Origin of the sequence: Paenibacillus sp. FSL H8-0548, assembly GCF_038630985.1 — a bacterium.
GTDB lineage: Bacteria > Bacillota > Bacilli > Paenibacillales > Paenibacillaceae > Pristimantibacillus.
The window spans coordinates 4,921,849-4,939,981 of sequence record NZ_CP152049.1; the positions used below are offsets into that span (position 1 = coordinate 4,921,849).

12 protein-coding genes are annotated in these 18,133 nt (G+C 45.5%); 1 reads left to right on the forward strand and 11 read right to left on the reverse strand.

Annotated features, from left to right (window positions below; translation table 11 throughout):
• Positions 1-51: 51 nt before the first annotated feature.
• The gene (locus tag MHI37_RS21480) at positions 52-1,029 is read right to left on the reverse strand and encodes a bile acid:sodium symporter (protein WP_076339709.1); all 978 of its coding nucleotides are present in this window, start codon (positions 1,027-1,029) and stop codon (positions 52-54) included.
• 188 nt (positions 1,030-1,217) lie between these two features.
• Here MHI37_RS21480 and MHI37_RS21485 point away from each other — a divergent pair, with 188 nt between their 5' ends.
• The gene (locus MHI37_RS21485; protein ID WP_076339708.1) at positions 1,218-2,360 is read left to right on the forward strand and encodes a YfbR-like 5'-deoxynucleotidase; all 1,143 of its coding nucleotides are present in this window, start codon (positions 1,218-1,220) and stop codon (positions 2,358-2,360) included.
• 1,416 nt (positions 2,361-3,776) lie between these two features.
• Here MHI37_RS21485 and MHI37_RS21490 read toward each other — a convergent pair.
• The 10 genes from MHI37_RS21490 to MHI37_RS21535 all read right to left on the reverse strand — a co-directional run bounded on the left by MHI37_RS21490 (position 3,777) and on the right by MHI37_RS21535 (position 17,952).
• Positions 3,777-5,420 (reverse strand): response regulator, encoded by a 1,644-nt coding sequence (locus MHI37_RS21490; protein ID WP_076337339.1) that lies wholly within the window; start codon positions 5,418-5,420, stop codon positions 3,777-3,779.
• Positions 5,417-7,228: a sensor histidine kinase gene (locus MHI37_RS21495; protein WP_076337338.1), complete on the reverse strand. Its 1,812-nt coding sequence runs from the start codon at positions 7,226-7,228 to the stop codon at positions 5,417-5,419. The genes MHI37_RS21490 and MHI37_RS21495 overlap by 4 nt, the downstream gene beginning before the upstream one ends.
• A 19-nt stretch (positions 7,229-7,247) precedes the next feature.
• Positions 7,248-8,093 carry a carbohydrate ABC transporter permease gene (locus MHI37_RS21500; protein ID WP_076337337.1) on the reverse strand — a complete coding sequence of 282 codons (846 nt, stop codon included), beginning with the start codon at positions 8,091-8,093 and terminating at the stop codon, positions 7,248-7,250.
• Positions 8,093-8,974 (reverse strand): sugar ABC transporter permease, encoded by an 882-nt coding sequence (locus MHI37_RS21505; protein ID WP_076337336.1) that lies wholly within the window; start codon positions 8,972-8,974, stop codon positions 8,093-8,095. The genes MHI37_RS21500 and MHI37_RS21505 overlap by 1 nt, the downstream gene beginning before the upstream one ends.
• 92 nt (positions 8,975-9,066) lie before the next feature.
• Positions 9,067-10,440: an extracellular solute-binding protein gene (locus tag MHI37_RS21510; RefSeq protein WP_076337335.1), complete on the reverse strand. Its 1,374-nt coding sequence runs from the start codon at positions 10,438-10,440 to the stop codon at positions 9,067-9,069.
• 181 nt (positions 10,441-10,621) lie between these two features.
• Entirely contained in the window at positions 10,622-10,813 is a 192-nt protein-coding gene (locus MHI37_RS21515) for a hypothetical protein (protein WP_076337334.1), read from the reverse strand.
• A gap of 10 nt (positions 10,814-10,823) precedes the next feature.
• Complete coding sequence (locus MHI37_RS21520) at positions 10,824-13,727, reverse strand: DEAD/DEAH box helicase (RefSeq protein WP_076337333.1); 2,904 nt, start codon at positions 13,725-13,727, stop codon at positions 10,824-10,826.
• Complete coding sequence (locus tag MHI37_RS21525) at positions 13,724-15,334, reverse strand: SWIM zinc finger family protein (RefSeq protein WP_076337332.1); 1,611 nt, start codon at positions 15,332-15,334, stop codon at positions 13,724-13,726. Before MHI37_RS21525 ends, MHI37_RS21520 begins: the two co-directional genes overlap by 4 nt.
• A 136-nt stretch (positions 15,335-15,470) precedes the next feature.
• Positions 15,471-17,222, reverse strand: a complete 1,752-nt coding sequence (locus tag MHI37_RS21530) for a GHKL domain-containing protein (RefSeq protein WP_256710544.1) — start codon at positions 17,220-17,222, stop codon at positions 15,471-15,473.
• 64 nt (positions 17,223-17,286) lie between these two features.
• Positions 17,287-17,952 carry a tetratricopeptide repeat protein gene (locus MHI37_RS21535; protein WP_076337331.1) on the reverse strand — a complete coding sequence of 222 codons (666 nt, stop codon included), beginning with the start codon at positions 17,950-17,952 and terminating at the stop codon, positions 17,287-17,289.
• Positions 17,953-18,133 lie beyond the last annotated feature (181 nt).

Consider the following 18,133-nt stretch of genomic DNA (forward strand, 5'->3'; position numbering starts at 1 on the left):
TTTGCAACGGTGCATCATTCGCAGTCATGCTGCGAAGCTTGCATTCAACGTTTATCGTACATGCGGTACTGGACTTTCGCCAGCTTTGTTTCTATTAAGTTTTTGTAAAACATAATGATGCACCGTTGCAAGCGGCTGCTGGATAAGGATCGACAGCACGACTGGAACTGCTGCAAGCGGACTGAAATAACCGAGAGCAAGCACGATACCAAGTGAAATATTCCGCATTCCTGTCGCATAGGAAACCGTCACCTGCTGCTCATAATTGCGAAGCTTCGCTGTTCCTATATAACCAAAGGCATAGCATAGGCCAACCAGCACAACAACTAGCGGTATCAACAGCACCATATCCTGCTTCAGCTTGTCTAGATGCGGCGCAATTGCAGAAGCATTCAATGAAACAACAGCAACGAAGCATAGCTTCGAGAGCGGCGATGTGTAGGGTGCGACAGCATTTTGAATGCGTCCGCGGCTCATTTGATTAAGCCCGACACCAATAATGGTTGGCAGCACAATAATGATAAGCAGATCAATAATGATCGGCCCTGCCTTCACCTCAACCGCTGAGTCAAAAAAGAGATGGATGCCTGCCGGCACGACAAGCGGGCTTAACGCTGAATCCAGCACCACCATTGCCAGCATAAGCGGTACACTCCCGCCTGACATCCCAACCCATAAAACCGTCGATACTCCGATCGGAATAATCGTAAACAAAACGAGACCAACCACATATGGCGAATCCGCACCAAATACAAGCGATCCAAGACCGAAAGCGACAAGCGGAGATATGACATGAGCTATGACGAAGGTCAAAGCCATAATCCCAGGCCTCTTCATCACCTCGCGCAATTGTCCAAGGCCGCAGCCAATAGCCATCGTTAAAGTCACATAAGCGAATAGATAAGGCACCGTCTCGATATACGGCTGCAACTGCCGCGCGAATATAAAACCAAAAATTAAAGAGCCTGGAATAAGAATAAACATCCATCGTTCAAAATGCCGATTAAAGGCTAAACCAAATTCACGCATACAAATCTCCTCATCTACTCCATCTATTATAAGTTACACTAGAAATTCACGTTTTGGCGCTGCGCGAGAAGATCATTTTTCAAGGTCAACTTATCTAGTCGTTTTTGTTTATAAGCTTTATAATAACATAGTCACTCCTGCACATGAACGGCAACTCTCGAAAAGAGACTGGCAAAGGAGCACTGCAAATGAAAAATGGTAAATTTACGAATACAATTATTCGCATGCAATATGTGCCTCGGTGGAGTGAGTTCGCTCCGCGCTTCGAGGACAACGCTTCCACTCATAGCTTTAGATGCGCGGCATTAGCTATTCTAATTGGTATTATTGAGGAAAAAGTGTATGAGCAGCCGGTGGATAAACTGGGGCTGCTGGGTAGATGTTTGTGGGGAGACCTTAAAAATACAGGAACCGGCTCTATCAAGCATGTGACCAAAAAAGAATCGCTCGTCATGAACCATATCCTCGATTTCGAAATCGAGCTCAGCAAGGAAATTGTTTCTTATCTTTCTAAGTCGCTGCAGGCACAAGCATTTGATTATATCGTCAACGCGCAGGATGATACGCATATTGGCCGTTTGGTCGACGCCATCGATACACTCGATGCCTATCTTTATTGCCGAAGAGAATCCGAATATGATTCGAATCCTTTCTTTCATGCCAAGCATAAGGAGCTTAAGCAGACGCTGCTTGATACTAAGCTCGCTTCCATCCGCTGGCTGCTGGACGAATACGATAAGCAGGACGGATTTTATGAGTTTATTCAATACATCGTCAGCCTAGATACAGTAAAAAGATGGAACGGAAGCTATAATCTTGTGCCGGACAATGATGCCACGCATTCGTTTCGGGTTGCGTCGCTTGCACTCTTCAACGGGCTGCTCGAAAGAGAGCGCTTTGGCAACAAAAGCATCGATCTGTACCGGCTCGTAGCAAAGGCCGTCCTGCATGATTTGCCGGAAGCGTTATCGGGCGATGTTGTCTCCAATTTCAAGCATAATAATCCAGACATCAAGCATGCCTTCGAGCAATATGAGCGGGAAACCGCACAATTTATGATCAACAAGCTGCCTCAGCTTTTTCATGAGGATATGACTGACTTCATCGCCCATAGCAAATCCGATGATTACGTCGGTGAAATGGTCGATATTGCGGACAAGCTTGATGCCTTAATTAAATCCAGCCTCGAGATGCGCAACAATCCGCATTATGCAGAAACCTATTATCATCAGCTGGTAAAGGTCCAGCATCGATATGAGAATCCTTGCGTTATTTTTTTCCTCGCCTACATTTTGCATGATTTGACCTATTCTAATCTTATCGGCCAGTAGCGAAAGAAACTTTTTATATAAAAAACCAATGCCTACACGACCGTTTCTTCATTTTCTTTGCTTAGCGATAAATTCCCTTTGAAATTAGTATCGGTTCGAATCATGTTTTGTGAATCCTCTATAGGCTGCTTCGGCTGAAATGGATTTTGTTTATCACTGCAACTTGTTAATAAGATAAGGATAAAGACGAGGGAAATCCAAAGTACTTTAGCCTCATTACGTTGTCACGCCTGTCGATTAAGGGCTATCCCTTAAGATCATTGACCAAGGCGGGATAGCCCCTATCAGGTGAAATTATCGGCGGGACATGATCACATCGTTTCCATAAGACCACATGCGTGCTTATGGAAGCAAAGCAGCTTACTTTCTTGCACGATAAGCACCTATGTGTGCTTATGAGGTGGATTTAGTGGCGGATTTCGCTCATTCGGGCGCAATAAGACCACATGCGTGCTTATGACAGCAAAAAAGCTTACTTTCTTGGGCAATAAGCACCTATGTGTGCTTATGAGGTCGAATTAGTGGCGGGTTTCGGTCATTTGGGCGCGATAAGAACACATGCGTGCTTATGACAGCAAAAAAGCTTACTTTCTTGGGCAATAAGCACCTATGTGTGCTTATGAGGTGGATTTAGTGGCGGATTTCGCTCATTCGGGCGCAATAAGACCACATGCGTGCTTATGACAGCAAAAAAGCTTACTTTCTTGGGCAATAAGCACCTATATGTGCTTATGAGGTCGAATTAGTGGCGGATTTCGCTCATTCGGGCGCAATAAGACCACATGCGTGCTTATGGCAGCAAAGCAGCTTACTTTCTTGCGCGATAAGCACCTATATGTGCTTATGAGGTGGATTTAGTGGCGGATTTCGCTCATTCGGGCGCAATAAGACCACATGCGTGCTTATGGCAGCAAAGCAGCTTACTTTCTTGGGCAATAAGCACCTATGTGTGCTTATGAGGTGGATTTAGTGGCGGATTTCGCTCATTCGGGCGCAATAAGACCACATGCGTGCTTATGACAGCAAAAAAGCTTACTTTCTTGCACGATAAGCACCTATGTGTGCTTATGAGGTGGATTTAGTGGCGGATTTCGCTCATTCGGGCGCAATATGACCACATGCGTGCTTATGACAGCAAAAAAGCTTACTTTCTTGACAGAGGTCCAATGTGTGCTTATGAGGTCGAATTAGTGGCGGCTTTCGGTCATTTGGGCACGATAAGCACACATAGGTGCTTATGAGGTGGGTTTAGTGGCGGATTCAATCATTCGGACGCGATAAGCACACATACGCAGCTAGAATAAAAAGCGGCAACTCATAATGGGTTTCGCTTGCCGATAATCTGCTTGAGCAAGCAGCCATTGATAAGCAAAGAAAAATGGAGGTACAGGAATAAACTCCTGCACCTCCTTTATTTTACATCGTAGGCTCAATAAGGCCGCCCGGATCTTGTACGTCGGCTTGCCGCTTGCTGCGGAAATCGGTTGGATTTTCACCAGTATATTTCATAAATACTTTCGTAAAATAACGCCGTTCTGCATAGCCTACTTCCTTCGAAATCTGCGCCACACTCTTGAGCGTCTCTGTCAGCATCGTCTTCGCACGCTCCATTCGCTGCCGCGTCACATATTCGATAAACGTTTCCCCATATGTTTGTTTAAACAATAAGCTGAAATAGGAGGAACTTAGACCAACATGTGTCGCAGTCTCCTCTACACTAAGATCACGATATAGATTCCGATTAAGAAACGCCTTGGCTTCTGTCATGGATCGCTCTGATTGCTTTTTCTTATCCATTGATTTCTCAGATACAGCATTTGTCACCTGCCTAATAACCGAAAGCAAATCCTTGACACCGAAGCGACGATCTAATCTGCGCCACAGCATATCCTCTTGCTCGCGCGAGAAAACTCCCATTTCCTTCATCTCCCGCATGAGATGCAGCACAAAGAAATGCAGCAGCGGCTTAACACGATTCATAGAGGGCTCGTTCATGCGCTGCAAAAGCTCAGTAATCCCTTGCAGCTCCTTATCTACGCCGAAAGTATCGCCGCGTTTAACCGCACCAACAATCTTTTCAGCCGTATCCCAGAACGCTTGATCCACTCGTGACGATTTTTGATGCTCAGATGGGTATATTGCAATACTATCGTGCTCTGGCGCTAGCTGCATACCTTGCTGTACAAGCTTATACGCACGGGACAAATCGGCAACCGATGCAAATTGATGATAAATACCCGCAAACAATGACAGCTTCACATGACTTTTAATTGCTGCCAGCAGCATATTTGCTCTTTCTTTAATGATGTCCAGCTCGAAAACAGCCGTCTTATCCGTCTCAATTAGGACACACCATTCACCATCGCGAATTTGAATGACGGCATGATGCAGAGCAAGCCGCTGCAGCTGCTCACGAAGAACGTTACAGACGGCAAAATTCCACAGTTTGCGTTCCTTATCCGACCATTCCCGCCAATCCTTCATTTTCTCCGAGCTGACATCTATGTCTAGGACAATTACCGCGAAATGCTGCTCCTTAAGCTGTGCCTCATCCCCGGTTAGCAGCCAGTTAGCAGCAGTAACATCCGTATAATCCATAATAATATCGGATAATATTTTCTCGCTTGCCAAGTCAATCATCCGACCCAGCTTCTGCTTCTCCTCCTCCAGCTGCTTCTGCTTGCTTCGCTGATTGGACATAAGCCTTGCTATGACACCCGTCAGCTCATCATAAGGGATCGGTTTCAGCACATAATCATTTACACCAAATTGAATGGCTGTTCGTGTATAAGCAAAATCCTGATAGCCCGACAGCATAATAATATCACAAGTTATCGATTTATCACGGATATGCCGCACAAGCTCCAGCCCGTCCATAATCGGCATCCGAATATCACAAAGCAGCAAATTAAATTGCTCCTGCTCCAGCAGCTCCAAAGCTTCAATACCATTTTTGGCTGTGCCGCCAACCGCTAGCCCGAGCATTTCCCAGGGGATAACCTTTTCTAGATTTCTCGTAATATGTGCTTCATCATCAACAAGGAGCACTTTTCCGATCATAGCCGATCACCTCTGCTCTTCGGAATGACACAACGAATAACCGTACCGCTGCCTTCTTCACTGCATATCCACATGCCAAACGCCGGTCCATAATGAATACGCAAACGATCTGCAACATTTCGCAGACCAAGACCTCTGCTTTCTCCGATTTCCGCAGCATTCGACTGCTTGCTGGATGGATTTGAGCCTGCCGCTAGTTTGCTTAATACGCTTGTTCTCATCCCATGTCCATTATCACGGACTATAATGACGATTTGATGCGGCTCAGCGATGACATCTAGCGTTAATATGCCTTTCCCATCCTCATAGCCCTCAAAGCCATGTTGGATACTGTTTTCCACAAGCGGCTGCAGGGTAAGCTTTAGTATAGTAAAATCAAGCGCTTCAGCGGCAACGTTCAACTCATAGCTGAAAAGCTCTTCAAAACGATACTTTTGAATTTCTAAATAGCTTCGAACATGCTCCACCTCTTGCTTTATGCTTATTTCCTCCGAGTGATGCATACTCGTTCGCAGCATGATACTTAATCTGCGGACCATAAGCATAATCTTTGCACCTTCATTTTGTGCAGCTAGAGCGTTAATCGACTCCAGTGTATTAAACAAAAAATGCGGCTTGATCTGAGCCTGCATCAACATCATTTCCGCATGCTGCTTGCGTGCCTGCTCTTTGCGAACCTCACTTAGCAAATGTCCGATACGTTCAACCATGCTATTGAAGCTCTTAGCTAACAGCACAGTTTCATCCTTGCCATTTGCATTTACGCGAATGTCCAGCAGCCCTTGCTCTACCAATCTCATTTTCCTGACTACTTTAATAATCGATTTGGCGACTCGGTTCACGAAGAATACGTTGAACAGTACAGCCGACAACAAACCAAGCACCGTAATCATGCCTATCCACTGCACGAAGCGAACATTCTCATTCGTCAAAGAATTCCACGGCTTCACAGAAACAAGCATCCATTCATTGCGATCGAGTTGATAGGAAGAGACAAGACTGTCTACATCCTCGAACTCTACCCTTGAACTGTTGTAATTTTCCGTCAGCAGCGGCATTGCATCCGTTTGGCCATTAATATTTTGACCATCGAGCTCTCTTTTGCTGTCAAGCATAATGAGACCCGATTTGTTCACGATAAGGTATCTAGTCTCAGCTGCATCGGCATTAGGATTCTGAAAGTCTTTGAACATACTCGATAATTCTTCTGTTTTATATTGTGTAATCATAACTCCGAGATCATTAAACGTATCGATATCCTTTACAACGCGCAGCTGAGTAAACAGAGGAGGATCGACGCCTGTTAGCTCACTCTGCTCATAAGGACCGATCCATAGCGGACGTCCGCCGAGTCTCGTAACCTCTTTGTACAGAGCATGCTGCTGCAGCATATCAAAGGAAATCGGCTTGAACGTAATCGGATCGTTGCGAAACGAGCGAAACATCGTTCCATCCGCTGCGTACAGCACGACAAAGCTTACCGCTCGATGCTGGAACAAGATGCGCTTCATTTCTTTTTCAGCTTGGTTTATCGCAATTAATGTACTAGCATCATTAGTCGTACGCGTACTGTATTTCAGGGTATCCTGCACCTCTGAGCTTGTCAGATTGCCGTCGGAGAGCTGGTCCAGCTCTCGAAAGAAATACCGGATATTGCCCCCTACCGCCCGAAGCGAAATTTCAGTTTGCTCACTATATTTTTTCTCCAGCAATCTCTCTGAATTCACGAAAGAAAATATGCCGAGACCAATCATCGGAATAATGATCAGCAATATAAAAGCAAGCATCAATTTCGGTCTCAAGTTCATCTAGTAGGCTCCTTTTCTCTTATCCCTTCACGCTTCCAGCCGTCATGCCTTCAATAATTTGTCGTTGCAGAAATACATATACCGCAAGCACCGGAATGATGCTAATAATTACAGCAGCAGATAGTGATGCAAAGTTCGTGCGATAACCATCATTAAAGGTTGCCATTCCTGTAGGCAGCGTTTTCAAAGATTCCGATGTAATAAAAAGCTGAGATAATATATATTCGTTCCAATTAGAAATAAAATTCAAAATAAATACCGTAACGAGAGCTGGCAAGGATATAGGAATGATCACCCTAAAAAACAATCCCGATGCCCCAAGCCCGTCCATAATCCCTGCTTCCTCCAGCTCATTTGGAATCGAGAGCATAAAGGCATAAATAATGAATACTGTAATTGGCAATGCATATGTGCAGTATACCAAAATTAGCGACCAATGCGTATCATATAACGGCTGTCCAAACAGCTTAATGCCTTGCACCAAACGGTAAAGTGGTATAAACAATGCTCCTGGCGGCACGATCAAGCCGAGCAAAATAAATTGATAAATCATTTTGTTTGATTTCTTGTATTTCATACGTGCAATAGCAAACGAGGTCATCGCCGCGAACAGAAGCGTCAATAGACACGCTGACACGGTAACGAACGTACTATTTAGCGCGTATTTCCCAATGTTAGCCGTTTGCCAAGCCGCGACATAGTTATCAAAGTTAAAGCTCGTCGGCAAAGCCCAAGTGTTAACCGTAATTTCTCGATTTGTTTTAAACGAGGACATGAATAGCCATAGCAGCGGGAAGAGCAATACGGTGACATAACTGAGCAGAAATAGGTGCATCCACCCCTGCGTGCTGCGGAATTTCTTCATCAATATTGCACCTCCTCGCTTCTCGTGATGCGCTGCAAAATACCTGTAAGCACTAAAATAATAATGAACATAGCAACACCGATCGCACTGCCGTAACCTAGCTCAAGTGAACGGAAGCCAACCTTCAGCATATAGGTCGACATGACCTCAGTGGATTGAAACGGACCGCCATTAGTCATAATTTGTACGATATCAAGCACCTTCATCGTCCCTGAAACCGTAAGCAGCAGCATAACGAACAAGATGGGTCTTACTAGCGGAAGCGTAATCGACCATGTTTCCTGCCAGCCATTTACGCCGTCAAGCTTGGAAGCCTCGACGATTTCTTTCGGTATATTTAGAATAGCCGCCAAACACAATACGATGAAAAACCCTATATTTTGCCACGCGTTTGCGATTAGGATGGAGAGCATCGCGAGCTTCGGATTCGACAGCCACTCCCGCGCCCACTCCTCCGGTCCAATGAGTCGAATAAACTGATTTATCATACCGGAATCATAGTTGTACAGCACACCGAACAAAATAGCGACGGTTGCCGTTGAGATAACGACCGGCACGAATACAGCCGACTTATAAAAGTCACGCATCCGTCTTACTTTACTAATAATGATTGAGATCAGAAAGACCAGCGGTATGTTCACGATTAAAGAAAACGCCATAAAGTAAAAATTGTTTGCAAGTGATTTCCGAAAAACCTCATCCTGCCATAGCCGTACAAAGTTATCAAAGCCGATAAATACCTTCTCGGTTATTCCGTCCCATCGAAAAAAACCGTAAAAAAAAGAAACAACGACGGGGTATACGAAAAACAAAGCATATAAAGCAAGCGTCGGAATAATGAACGCCACGTAGGTAATCGGATTTTTGAGTGCTCTGTTCATAATATCCCCTCTTTTCCTGAGATGAGAAGAGGGCATCCCTCTGGAAGGAAGGACACCCTCTCACCAAACAGACTGAATGTAATATCTCACGATTACTTAGCCGCGTTTGCTTTGTCTTGCGACGCTTGAATTTTTTCTGCTACTTTCTCAGGCTTGCTTACTTTCCCGATGAGCTCTTGAATACCAACGTTAACGTCTGCCCCTACTGCTGGCTGAACGATCGCATCGTAGGCTTTCCAAGAGCTGGAGGCATTCGCCATGACCGTTAAAATTTCAGTCGTAAGCGGATCTACGCCAGAGAGATCACTAAGCTTCATAGAAGGCAACAATTTGTCTTCCACCAACGTACGTTTTTGAACTTCCTCGGTATAGAAATTAGCGATAAATTTCTTAGCAGCAGCTACTTGGTCTTCATTTAAATTAGCCGAGAAACCAAAGCCGTTCGAATACGACGCATTAATGGAGGTTTGATCTCCTGCACCGCCTTCAATAGATGGGAAGGCGAAGTAACCAATTTGGCCCGCTAGATCACCTGCTTCTTCACCAGAGAAACGATTGGCGTCCCAAGTTCCCGTAAATACCATTGCAGCTTTGCCGGAGAGCAATTGCGCCCCTTGATCAGCATAGGCAAGGCCTAGAGCACCTTTTGTAAAATAATCCTTATCCACAAGCTCCGCGTAGGATGCAAATCCTTTAACGAAGTTTTCATCTGTCCATTTCGCTTCGCCGGATACCACTTTACTGAATGCTTCGATTCCGACATTTCGTTCCATAACCGTATTCCAGAGCATACCGTTAACCCAGCCATCCTTGGCAGCCAAGCCGAATGGCGTGTAGCCGGCAGCTTTGATTTTCTCGGAAACATCGAGTAATTGCGCCCATGTCGTGGGAATTTCCAAGCCTAACTCAGTAAATATTTTTTTATTGTAGAAGATTGCTTCGCTGTAACCGCCGAAAGGCAGGCCGTATACTTTACCGTCAATAGTAAATTCATCTAAGCTTGCGAACTTGTCTTTAAGGCCAAGCTCTTCAATAATCGGAGTTAAATCCAGCATGCGAGCCGCTTTTACATACAAATTCAGGTCGGCACCGCCAAATACTTCGAAAATATCTGGAGGATTGCCGGCGGCCATTTCAGCTTTCAGCTTTTGATCGCGGTTGACGATTTCATCAATGCCTTCAAGCTTGAAAGTAAGTCCTTTGTTCTCTTCCTCTGTTTTTGCAACCACATCTTCAATAATTTTCAAACGAGTTTTGCTTGTCTCTTTTATTTGCGTATGGCGCAGCGACAAAGTAACATCCTTAGCTTCTACCGGTGCCTCAGTAGCCTCCACTGGCTTGTTCGTACTGCTGTTGCCTGCTCCTTTGTTTTTGTTCGTCTCTGCATTGTTGTTTGTGCCGCATGCGGTTGCGACCAGCAAAATGGATACTAGCAGTGTTGCAATGAGCGTGGATCTCTTTTTCATTTAGAAGACCTCCTCGTTTATAGGCATTGCTTGTTTGCCTTGCACCCTTATTATAGTCGGCTTGAATAAAAGTAAGGAGGTTCAAATAACGATGAGATAGGGATACAATTCTCTTATTTTTGAAGGGAGGGATAAAAAAACACAGTCTGCCGGGTTACTTTACCAAGCAGACTGTGTTTTTCTATTTACGCATATTGTTCGTTAGCTCTTTTATGACCTCGTAAAACCTCTTCCATTCCAAATTCGACCCCGCTAGCTGACTATTTTCGGCTATGACAACGTCTTCCGTATGCGCTATTTTATTTTCATCATTCCATTTATCTTGTTCAAGCTGTAATTTTTCTTGTTTGGCTCGCAAACGATCATCCGTCATTTCATTCTCCTCATCCCTTTAACCAGCTTTTTCGCAATGCAAAAAGCTCCCTCAAATCGTCAGTAGACATTTCCGTAATCCATTGCTCGGACTGTCCAACGACTTGATCGTTAAGCGACTGCTTCCGCTCGATCATCTCGTCAATTTTCTCCTCGAGCGTGCCGAGTGTAATAAATTTATGCACGTCAACCTGCTTTGTCTGTCCAATCCGAAACGCACGGTCGGTTGCCTGATTCTCAACAGCAGGATTCCACCAGCGGTCAAAGTGAAACACATGGTTTGCTGCCGTCAAGTTAAGTCCGGTGCCTCCAGCCTTAAGCGATAGTACGAAGGCACAGCATGGCTCCTCCGGATTTTGGAAACGCTCGATCATTTGGTCCCGCTTCACCTTCGGTACACCGCCATGCAAATACGGTACTGGCAAGCCAATCTTCTCCTCTAACAGCCGCTGAAGCTGATGGCCCATTTCAATGTATTGTGTAAAAATAAGACAGCGTTCTCCCTCTGCAGCAATCTCCTCGCACATTTCGAGAAGCCTCGCTACTTTATTGGAGCGCTCTACATCCCATATCTTCGGTTTCTCCTCAGCTGCAAGCAGCGAAGGATGGTCACATAATTGCTTCAGCTTCGTTAAGGCTGCGAGAATCAGTCCTCGACGCTGCATTGGCGGCAGCTTATCTAGATTCTCCAGAAGATCGGCAACTAAATTCTCATACAACGCACCTTGCTCTGCCGTTAGCGTCATATAGGTCTTTGTCTCGTTTTTGTCAGGAAGCGATAGCTGAATAGAAGGGTCCTTCTTAATTCTGCGCAGCATAAATGGCTTCACCCAGCGCTGAAGACCAGTAATGAGCTTCTCATCACGCGTTTTCTCAATGGGAGCAACGACCTCCTTGCGGAATTCATTGATATTGCCCAAATATCCAGGATTAACGAAATCGTAGATCGACCAAAGCTCGGTCAAGCGATTTTCCATCGGCGTACCTGTCATCGCAATCCGGTGCGAGGCAGGGAGCCGTCTGATCGCTGACGATTGCTTCGTATAGCTATTTTTAATATTTTGAGCCTCATCGAGGCATAAAGCGTCCCAATCCACTAAACTTAATTCATCTTCATCGAGCTGCGCCAGTGAATAGGAGGTGATGACTAAATCAGCTTCCGCTACTGAATCACGGAAGGACTCTCCTTTATCCCGCTTGTTCCCGTAATGCAGCATGACCCGAAGCGAAGGAGCAAACCGTTCTAGCTCCTTTTCCCAGTTGCCGATAACTGACGTTGGACAGATTAAGAGAGATGGACCGCCCGACTGCAGCTTCCTCTCTTTGATATAGACTAGATAAGCCATAAACTGAATCGTCTTGCCAAGTCCCATATCATCTGCAAGTACGCCGCCAAGCCCGAACTTTCTTAAAAATAGCAGCCATGATACTCCTTCAACCTGATAGGGCCTGAGCTCGCCAAGTAAAGCTGACGGAATTTCAGCAAGCGGAATTTGCGAGGTATGCTGCAGCTGTTCAAGCCATGCTGTCAAATGCTCATTCAGCTCTACCTCCGCTTCCATTTCCGTACTCAGCTCATCTGTTTCATCAAGCGGAATACCGCCCCTCAAATGCATCTCCAGCACATCGCGGAACGACAATCCTTTTTTCTTGCCAAAACGCTTCATCCACTGCTTAATTTGCGTAACATCCTGTGGATCCAAATGCACCCACTCGCCTCCAATATTAATGAGACGACGATTCTGCTCAGCCAGCTGGAGAAATTCCGCTTCCGATATATTAACATCGCCCAGAGCCAGCTTCCAATCAAACTGGACAATTTGGTCGAGTCCAAACATCGGCTCCGCAGCCGAGCCTACGGATGATTTCATTTTCGCCTTTAAGCGCAGCTTGCGTGAGCGTACGGCTTCCCACCAGCTTGGAAGCAGCACTGGACAGCCCGCCTCAAGCAGTTGAACGCTGCCCTCTTCCAAGAAAGCCCATGCTTCATTATCCGTCAGGCTCAGTTTAAGCTTATTCTCCTGCATTGGATCCAGCAGTCCTGGCAGCGCCAGCAGCCATTTCTGCTGCTCCTTGGCAAGCTTTTCTTCAAGCTCCGGCTGCCATTCTACCGGGATTATACGTTCATCCTCAGTGTCTGCCTCCCAACCGAGCTCCCATTCATCCAATCGAATAGGAAGCCATGGGCCTCCCTCTCGATCCTGGAGCGCCGGACGAAGACACCAGTAGGCTGACCCATTCGGCTCAACAAGCTGAAGCGCAATACGAAAGGGCAAAATATCCTTGCGCAGTCCGATCGCGATCAGCCAATCATCTTCATCAGCTGATTTCCTGCGAAGTGCAGCTTCGCCTGAAGCAGCAGTAATCGCTTTCCAAGCCGCAGCGGCTGCTTCATTCTCCTCAAGCATTTGCTCGACCGCACCGCTCAGCCAGCGCTCAATTCCTTTATCGCCGTTCGCTTTCGCTGCTTCCAAGCCTTCCACCCAGCGCTGCGCGAAGTTCGTCTCTTCTTCCGGTATCGCTATTTTCCAGCTGCGCTGCTCTTCATTCCAATGCTCGAAGTCTGGTGTGAACCAGCCACTGAGCAAAGCCATTCGAATTTGCTCAGCCATTTGCATCAAAACAGCCAATCGATCCGTCCACTCCAGCTGAAGAAGCCTTACATGCTGTGGCGAGGATAAATAGTCCATTGCGAGTAAAGGCGGGATTTTCAGCAGCTTCCTCTCGCCTAAGCTAATCTCTTCTACATCTGCTCCATACCAAGAAGACTTATGCCATGCAAATAACAATGACCGCAGTTTGCCATCTGCTGCATCCTTCCGATCGACTGCGCTTAACAGAACAGAGGCACCGCTGTCATCTTCATTCCAGAATCCATCTATCATTAACTTGCGAGCGCCAATGTATGTTCTCATGTAACCAATTTCCCTTTCCATAGCTCTTCTTGAAACGCTCTGAGCCGCTGATGCTTGCGCACAAGTCCAGTAAGATACTGCTCCCATCTTTCTGTATCCTTATCTGCCTTATATAACCGCTCCAGCTTCTTTAGCTGCTTGACAGCAATTCGGTAGCCTTGGCGGTTGCGCGACTGGATCGATGCCTCTACAGACTGATGGTACAGCGGCAGCAAGGCATGCGGAGCAAGCTTTGAAATTTCTCGAAGCGCTTGAGCGCTTGCGTCCTCAGGACGGGCCCCCACGAGCATTTGCAAATCCGCCCATTCCTCATAACGCTTCTGATCCAGCCAATGATCAGATAATTCTGAATAAGAATGCGGCAGCAATTGTGTCATATAATCGGTCCAGATGCCGAGCTCCGGACGATCAAGGTCGGCTCTGCGGCATAAGGTTACGAAAGGGCCTACTGATCGTCCATTTTTCACTTTATTTACACGCTCGAACAAGAAGCTCATCCACTTCTCCACTAGCGGCCATTTCTGTTCCTGCATACGCTGGGCGGCACAAGGATACATCGCCTTCTGCGAGCGGTCAAAGCTTGTTAAAGCAAAATGTTCAATAGCGAGCTCATCCTTCATATCATAAAAGTACATCATGCCAATGGCAGTATGCAGAAATCCTGCATTAACCTCTTCCAGGTCTTCACTCTTCGAAATCTCGAGCATCGCGGAAAGCTCTCTTTCATACCAGCTTCTGCTCTCCGAAAGCTTCTCGCATAAAGCCAAATACATGTATTCCCAATCAAACAGCTGTTTTTCCATGCTGGAAGCCCATATTCTAACATGAGCAATTAAATCATCTGCCCAAGCCTCTTCCTTCGGCTCCATTTGCTGAGGTTCCAGCTCGGAAATCAATGTATATAAATGTTCAACCCAAGGCTCAGCCATTCGTATAAAGGACATCTCATGATAATATCTGCTAAAAGAATCTACCGTGTTAATCGCTCGCTCGGCTTGCGCTAATACGAATAAAATAGCAGTTGCCCAGTGCAATCGCTGAAGCGGCTTCTCCCAATCTCTTGCCAGTCCCTTTAAAGAAGATAACAGGGGCTGAAGCGCATGCAGAGAATGACGGCATTTCCGCCAAACCTCGCCATGCGTCGCCTCCATCCAGTCCAGCCATTCCTTAGCAGATGCTGACTTTCCTGGATCAGGCAAAACAGCAGGTACTGACTGCGGCACTTCCGGTTCAGCTTGCTTTGCTTTAAGCAGCATGCTTGCGGAAGATAGTCCTAGCAGCTTGAAATAAGAACGTTCTGCTAAAGAATGTCCGCCCTCCTGCTGACTGCAGTATTGAAAGTAAACGGCAGCCATATGCTTGCAAAACCCCATATATGGACAAGTACAAGTACTATACCGCAGATTGCCGGCATCAAGGATGACCGCATAAAGTTCAGAGCCCTTAACGAAGCCATAAAGATGATCATGACTTCCTTCATTAGCGCTGTTTACCTTGCCTTCCATGTAATATTGCCAGCCACGCTTCATAATCGTTGTCTCGACACGGACGTTTAACTGCTCTTCAATCAGCGCATGCAGCTTTTCGTTGAGGTGCATTACAGACATTCACCAGCTTCCTTTCCGTTCACTTGCATTCCTTCTATTATATCAAGCCGACACGCCTGATGCCATCATTTGGCTTGAGACATTAAAAAACCATACCAACTAATTGCTTAGCTGGTATGGCGTTACAACCCATTTTTTATGGGATTTTGACAACAAACGTTAATTTTCCTGCAGGCTCCGCTGCAACATAAACTTCCCCTTTGTATTGCTTAGCGATGGATTTAACGATGGAGAGCCCCAGCCCCTGATGATCCTGCTGCTTGGTCGAATAACCCGCCTCGAAGATCGGCATGACAACTGCACCTTCAGCATTTTCGCACGTATTCGTAATCGTAAATTCAAGAGCACTTCCTGATTGCTTGCCGACGAGCGTCACATGCCTGCTGTATTCAGCGTATTTAAGCACCTCATCAAAGGCATTATCAATTAAATTTCCAAGCATGCGGTTGACGTCCAATGTCTTTACGCCCATCTCCTGCATATTAAGACCGGTAAAGGAGCAGCTAAATTGTATTTTATTGCTTTCTGCTTGTGAAATCTTAGAGCGTACGAGTGCAGCTATTGCAGGGTTTCCGATATTAATGATATCGTTCATCAATCGAATATCACCGGTCAGCTCCTTCGTATAGGAAATGAGCTCCTCTGATTTTCCAAGCTCGGCCAAAGAATGAATCGTTTGCACATGATTCAAGAAATCATGCCTTTGCGCCCTGATCGATTGAAACATTTGATTGATCTCATCCACATACGTCTCCTGTGTAACACGAACAACCTTATCCCGCGAATGTCTATAATAGCGCATAACAATAACTGCAATCAACAAACTGCATATCGTTACGATAAGAATAATAATGCCGACATTCAAAAACTGTGAATCCAGCTTTTCCTGAATGACATGGTAATCTGAGGTCAGCATTAAGACAAAGCTATTCATCGGCTGGCCATCACGATCCGTAATGTTGATCCCCTTTTCATTTACGAATGTAGGAATATACATTTTGAATATTTCTTTTCCATTAATCCTTTCACGATGAGTGACCGTTTTTTTGGAGAAATAGGCTTTGCGGACCATCTCCGTGTCCTGCTCTGACTTGATCTCGTAGCTGCCGTAAAAAATAGGCTCTTGCACTTTATGCCCTTGCTCATCACCATTAGTATTAATCGTCATTTCCCCATCAGGGAACGTTTCTGGATTTATATAGGCAATCTCTAGCAGCGAATCGCTGCTTTTTATGGAGCTTTCAATCATCCGATGAACGCCTGTTGCAATTTCATACTCTTCTTGTCGTTCATAATCCACGTAAGGATCAATGATGTAATTAGTCGCACCGTCGTAATAATAGCCCCATTTGTTCAGCTTATCCACATCGGTAGTAGAAACCTCGAAAGGACCGCTCCAAAAATTAGGAAGCGATTGTCCCAGCCAGTCTACCGAAGCATTTTTATTCTCAAACAGCTGTGAGAACACCTCGTACCAAGGCACCCAAGATTTCGTGCTCGTATTTAGCTGATTAACGTTAGACGACTTGTACAGCACAATATCGTCGGGCAGCTTCTTTAACAGCGTAATGTGGCTAAGATCCAGCTTATCACGCAGCTCTATTAATTGTTCTGTCGTTACCTTTTCAACATCAGGGTCTAACGCATATTGAATCGCGATTGATGCAGAGCGGAGCTCCCTTCCAATCTGATTTTGAAACTGCTCCGAGCCCTCACGCGATTGCTCCAGCGAAATTTGCAGACGCTCTGCATGAGTCAGCAGCTCCTCCTTAAAAGAATCTTCCAACGTTTTTTTCGTAACTAAATAATACACACTATTATTTATTAACACGATTACGACGATTACACTTATTGCCACAAGCCACATGTTGCGCTGCATATCCTGCATCTTGCCCTTCTATCTATTATTGCTTTCATTATGTAACATCCTGATCTAAACGACAATACAAAAGCTATTTTTTAAAATATAATCGTATCGCCCATTTGCGCTCTTGCCTTTTCTTATAGCGGGGGAGTATTCGGTAGATGCGAAGCCCCTCTTCAGCAGCACTTCTTGCTTCCGCTGCATTGCCAAGTCTCTTATAAATGACATTCAGCTGGTCATAAGCCTCGCACGAGGATGAATTGATAGCCTGGAAGTCCCTTATGCAGGCTAGTGCTTGCTCTGTACGGCCATTCGAATAATATGATGCAAGTCGCAAATAAGGAGCGCCGTATTTAACACGAGGGTTTAGCTCCAGTCCACGTTGCGTGCAGGAGAGAAAGCTCTCCTCATTTCCCGTGTGTAAATAGGCGGTTCCAAGATCATCCCAAAACTCTGCAGATTCCTCCAGCGTGTGCTGCAACGGCTCAAGCCAGCGCAAAGCCTCGTTAAATTTCTTCCGTTCCATGAGCAGCCGGGCTAGCTCATGCTTTGAGGACACATCATTTGGCGAGCGCTCAATCTGCTGTCTCAGCTTCTTTATTCTCGATATTCTTTTAATTGGTTTGAATACGCTTGGCATGATTCCGATAAAACGTCGATCCAGCACATAAAGAAGGATAAGCATAACGAGAATAGCGATAAACGGGTTGCCTAGCAACCCAAATAATAATATAAACAATCCGAATTTTAACATCTTATCCTCCTATAAAATACAAATTATCACTTTCGTTTTGCGAACGAATGTCAAATTTAATGTAGAAATATGGGTCAATTATACCATAATTCTATCAAATTTTAAGCAAAACTAGCATCCAACCTTCAATTTTATTATATGAATATCAAATCGAAGTATGACACAAACTAGCCCCGTGCAT

Bases quoted from the DNA above. Each gene is read 5' to 3' on its own strand.
- MHI37_RS21480 (WP_076339709.1), bottom strand. From the start codon at position 1,029: ATGCGTGAATTTGGTTTAGCCTTTAATCGGCATTTTGAACGATGGATG.
- MHI37_RS21485 (WP_076339708.1), top strand. From the start codon at position 1,218: ATGAAAAATGGTAAATTTACGAATACAATTATTCGCATGCAATATGTG.
- MHI37_RS21490 (WP_076337339.1), bottom strand. From the start codon at position 5,420: ATGATCGGAAAAGTGCTCCTTGTTGATGATGAAGCACATATTACGAGA.
- MHI37_RS21495 (WP_076337338.1), bottom strand. From the start codon at position 7,228: ATGAACTTGAGACCGAAATTGATGCTTGCTTTTATATTGCTGATCATT.
- MHI37_RS21500 (WP_076337337.1), bottom strand. From the start codon at position 8,093: ATGAAGAAATTCCGCAGCACGCAGGGGTGGATGCACCTATTTCTGCTC.
- MHI37_RS21505 (WP_076337336.1), bottom strand. From the start codon at position 8,974: ATGAACAGAGCACTCAAAAATCCGATTACCTACGTGGCGTTCATTATT.
- MHI37_RS21510 (WP_076337335.1), bottom strand. From the start codon at position 10,440: ATGAAAAAGAGATCCACGCTCATTGCAACACTGCTAGTATCCATTTTG.
- MHI37_RS21515 (WP_076337334.1), bottom strand. From the start codon at position 10,813: ATGACGGATGATCGTTTGCGAGCCAAACAAGAAAAATTACAGCTTGAA.
- MHI37_RS21520 (WP_076337333.1), bottom strand. From the start codon at position 13,727: ATGAGAACATACATTGGCGCTCGCAAGTTAATGATAGATGGATTCTGG.
- MHI37_RS21525 (WP_076337332.1), bottom strand. From the start codon at position 15,334: ATGTCTGTAATGCACCTCAACGAAAAGCTGCATGCGCTGATTGAAGAG.
- MHI37_RS21530 (WP_256710544.1), bottom strand. From the start codon at position 17,222: ATGCAGGATATGCAGCGCAACATGTGGCTTGTGGCAATAAGTGTAATC.
- MHI37_RS21535 (WP_076337331.1), bottom strand. From the start codon at position 17,952: ATGTTAAAATTCGGATTGTTTATATTATTATTTGGGTTGCTAGGCAAC.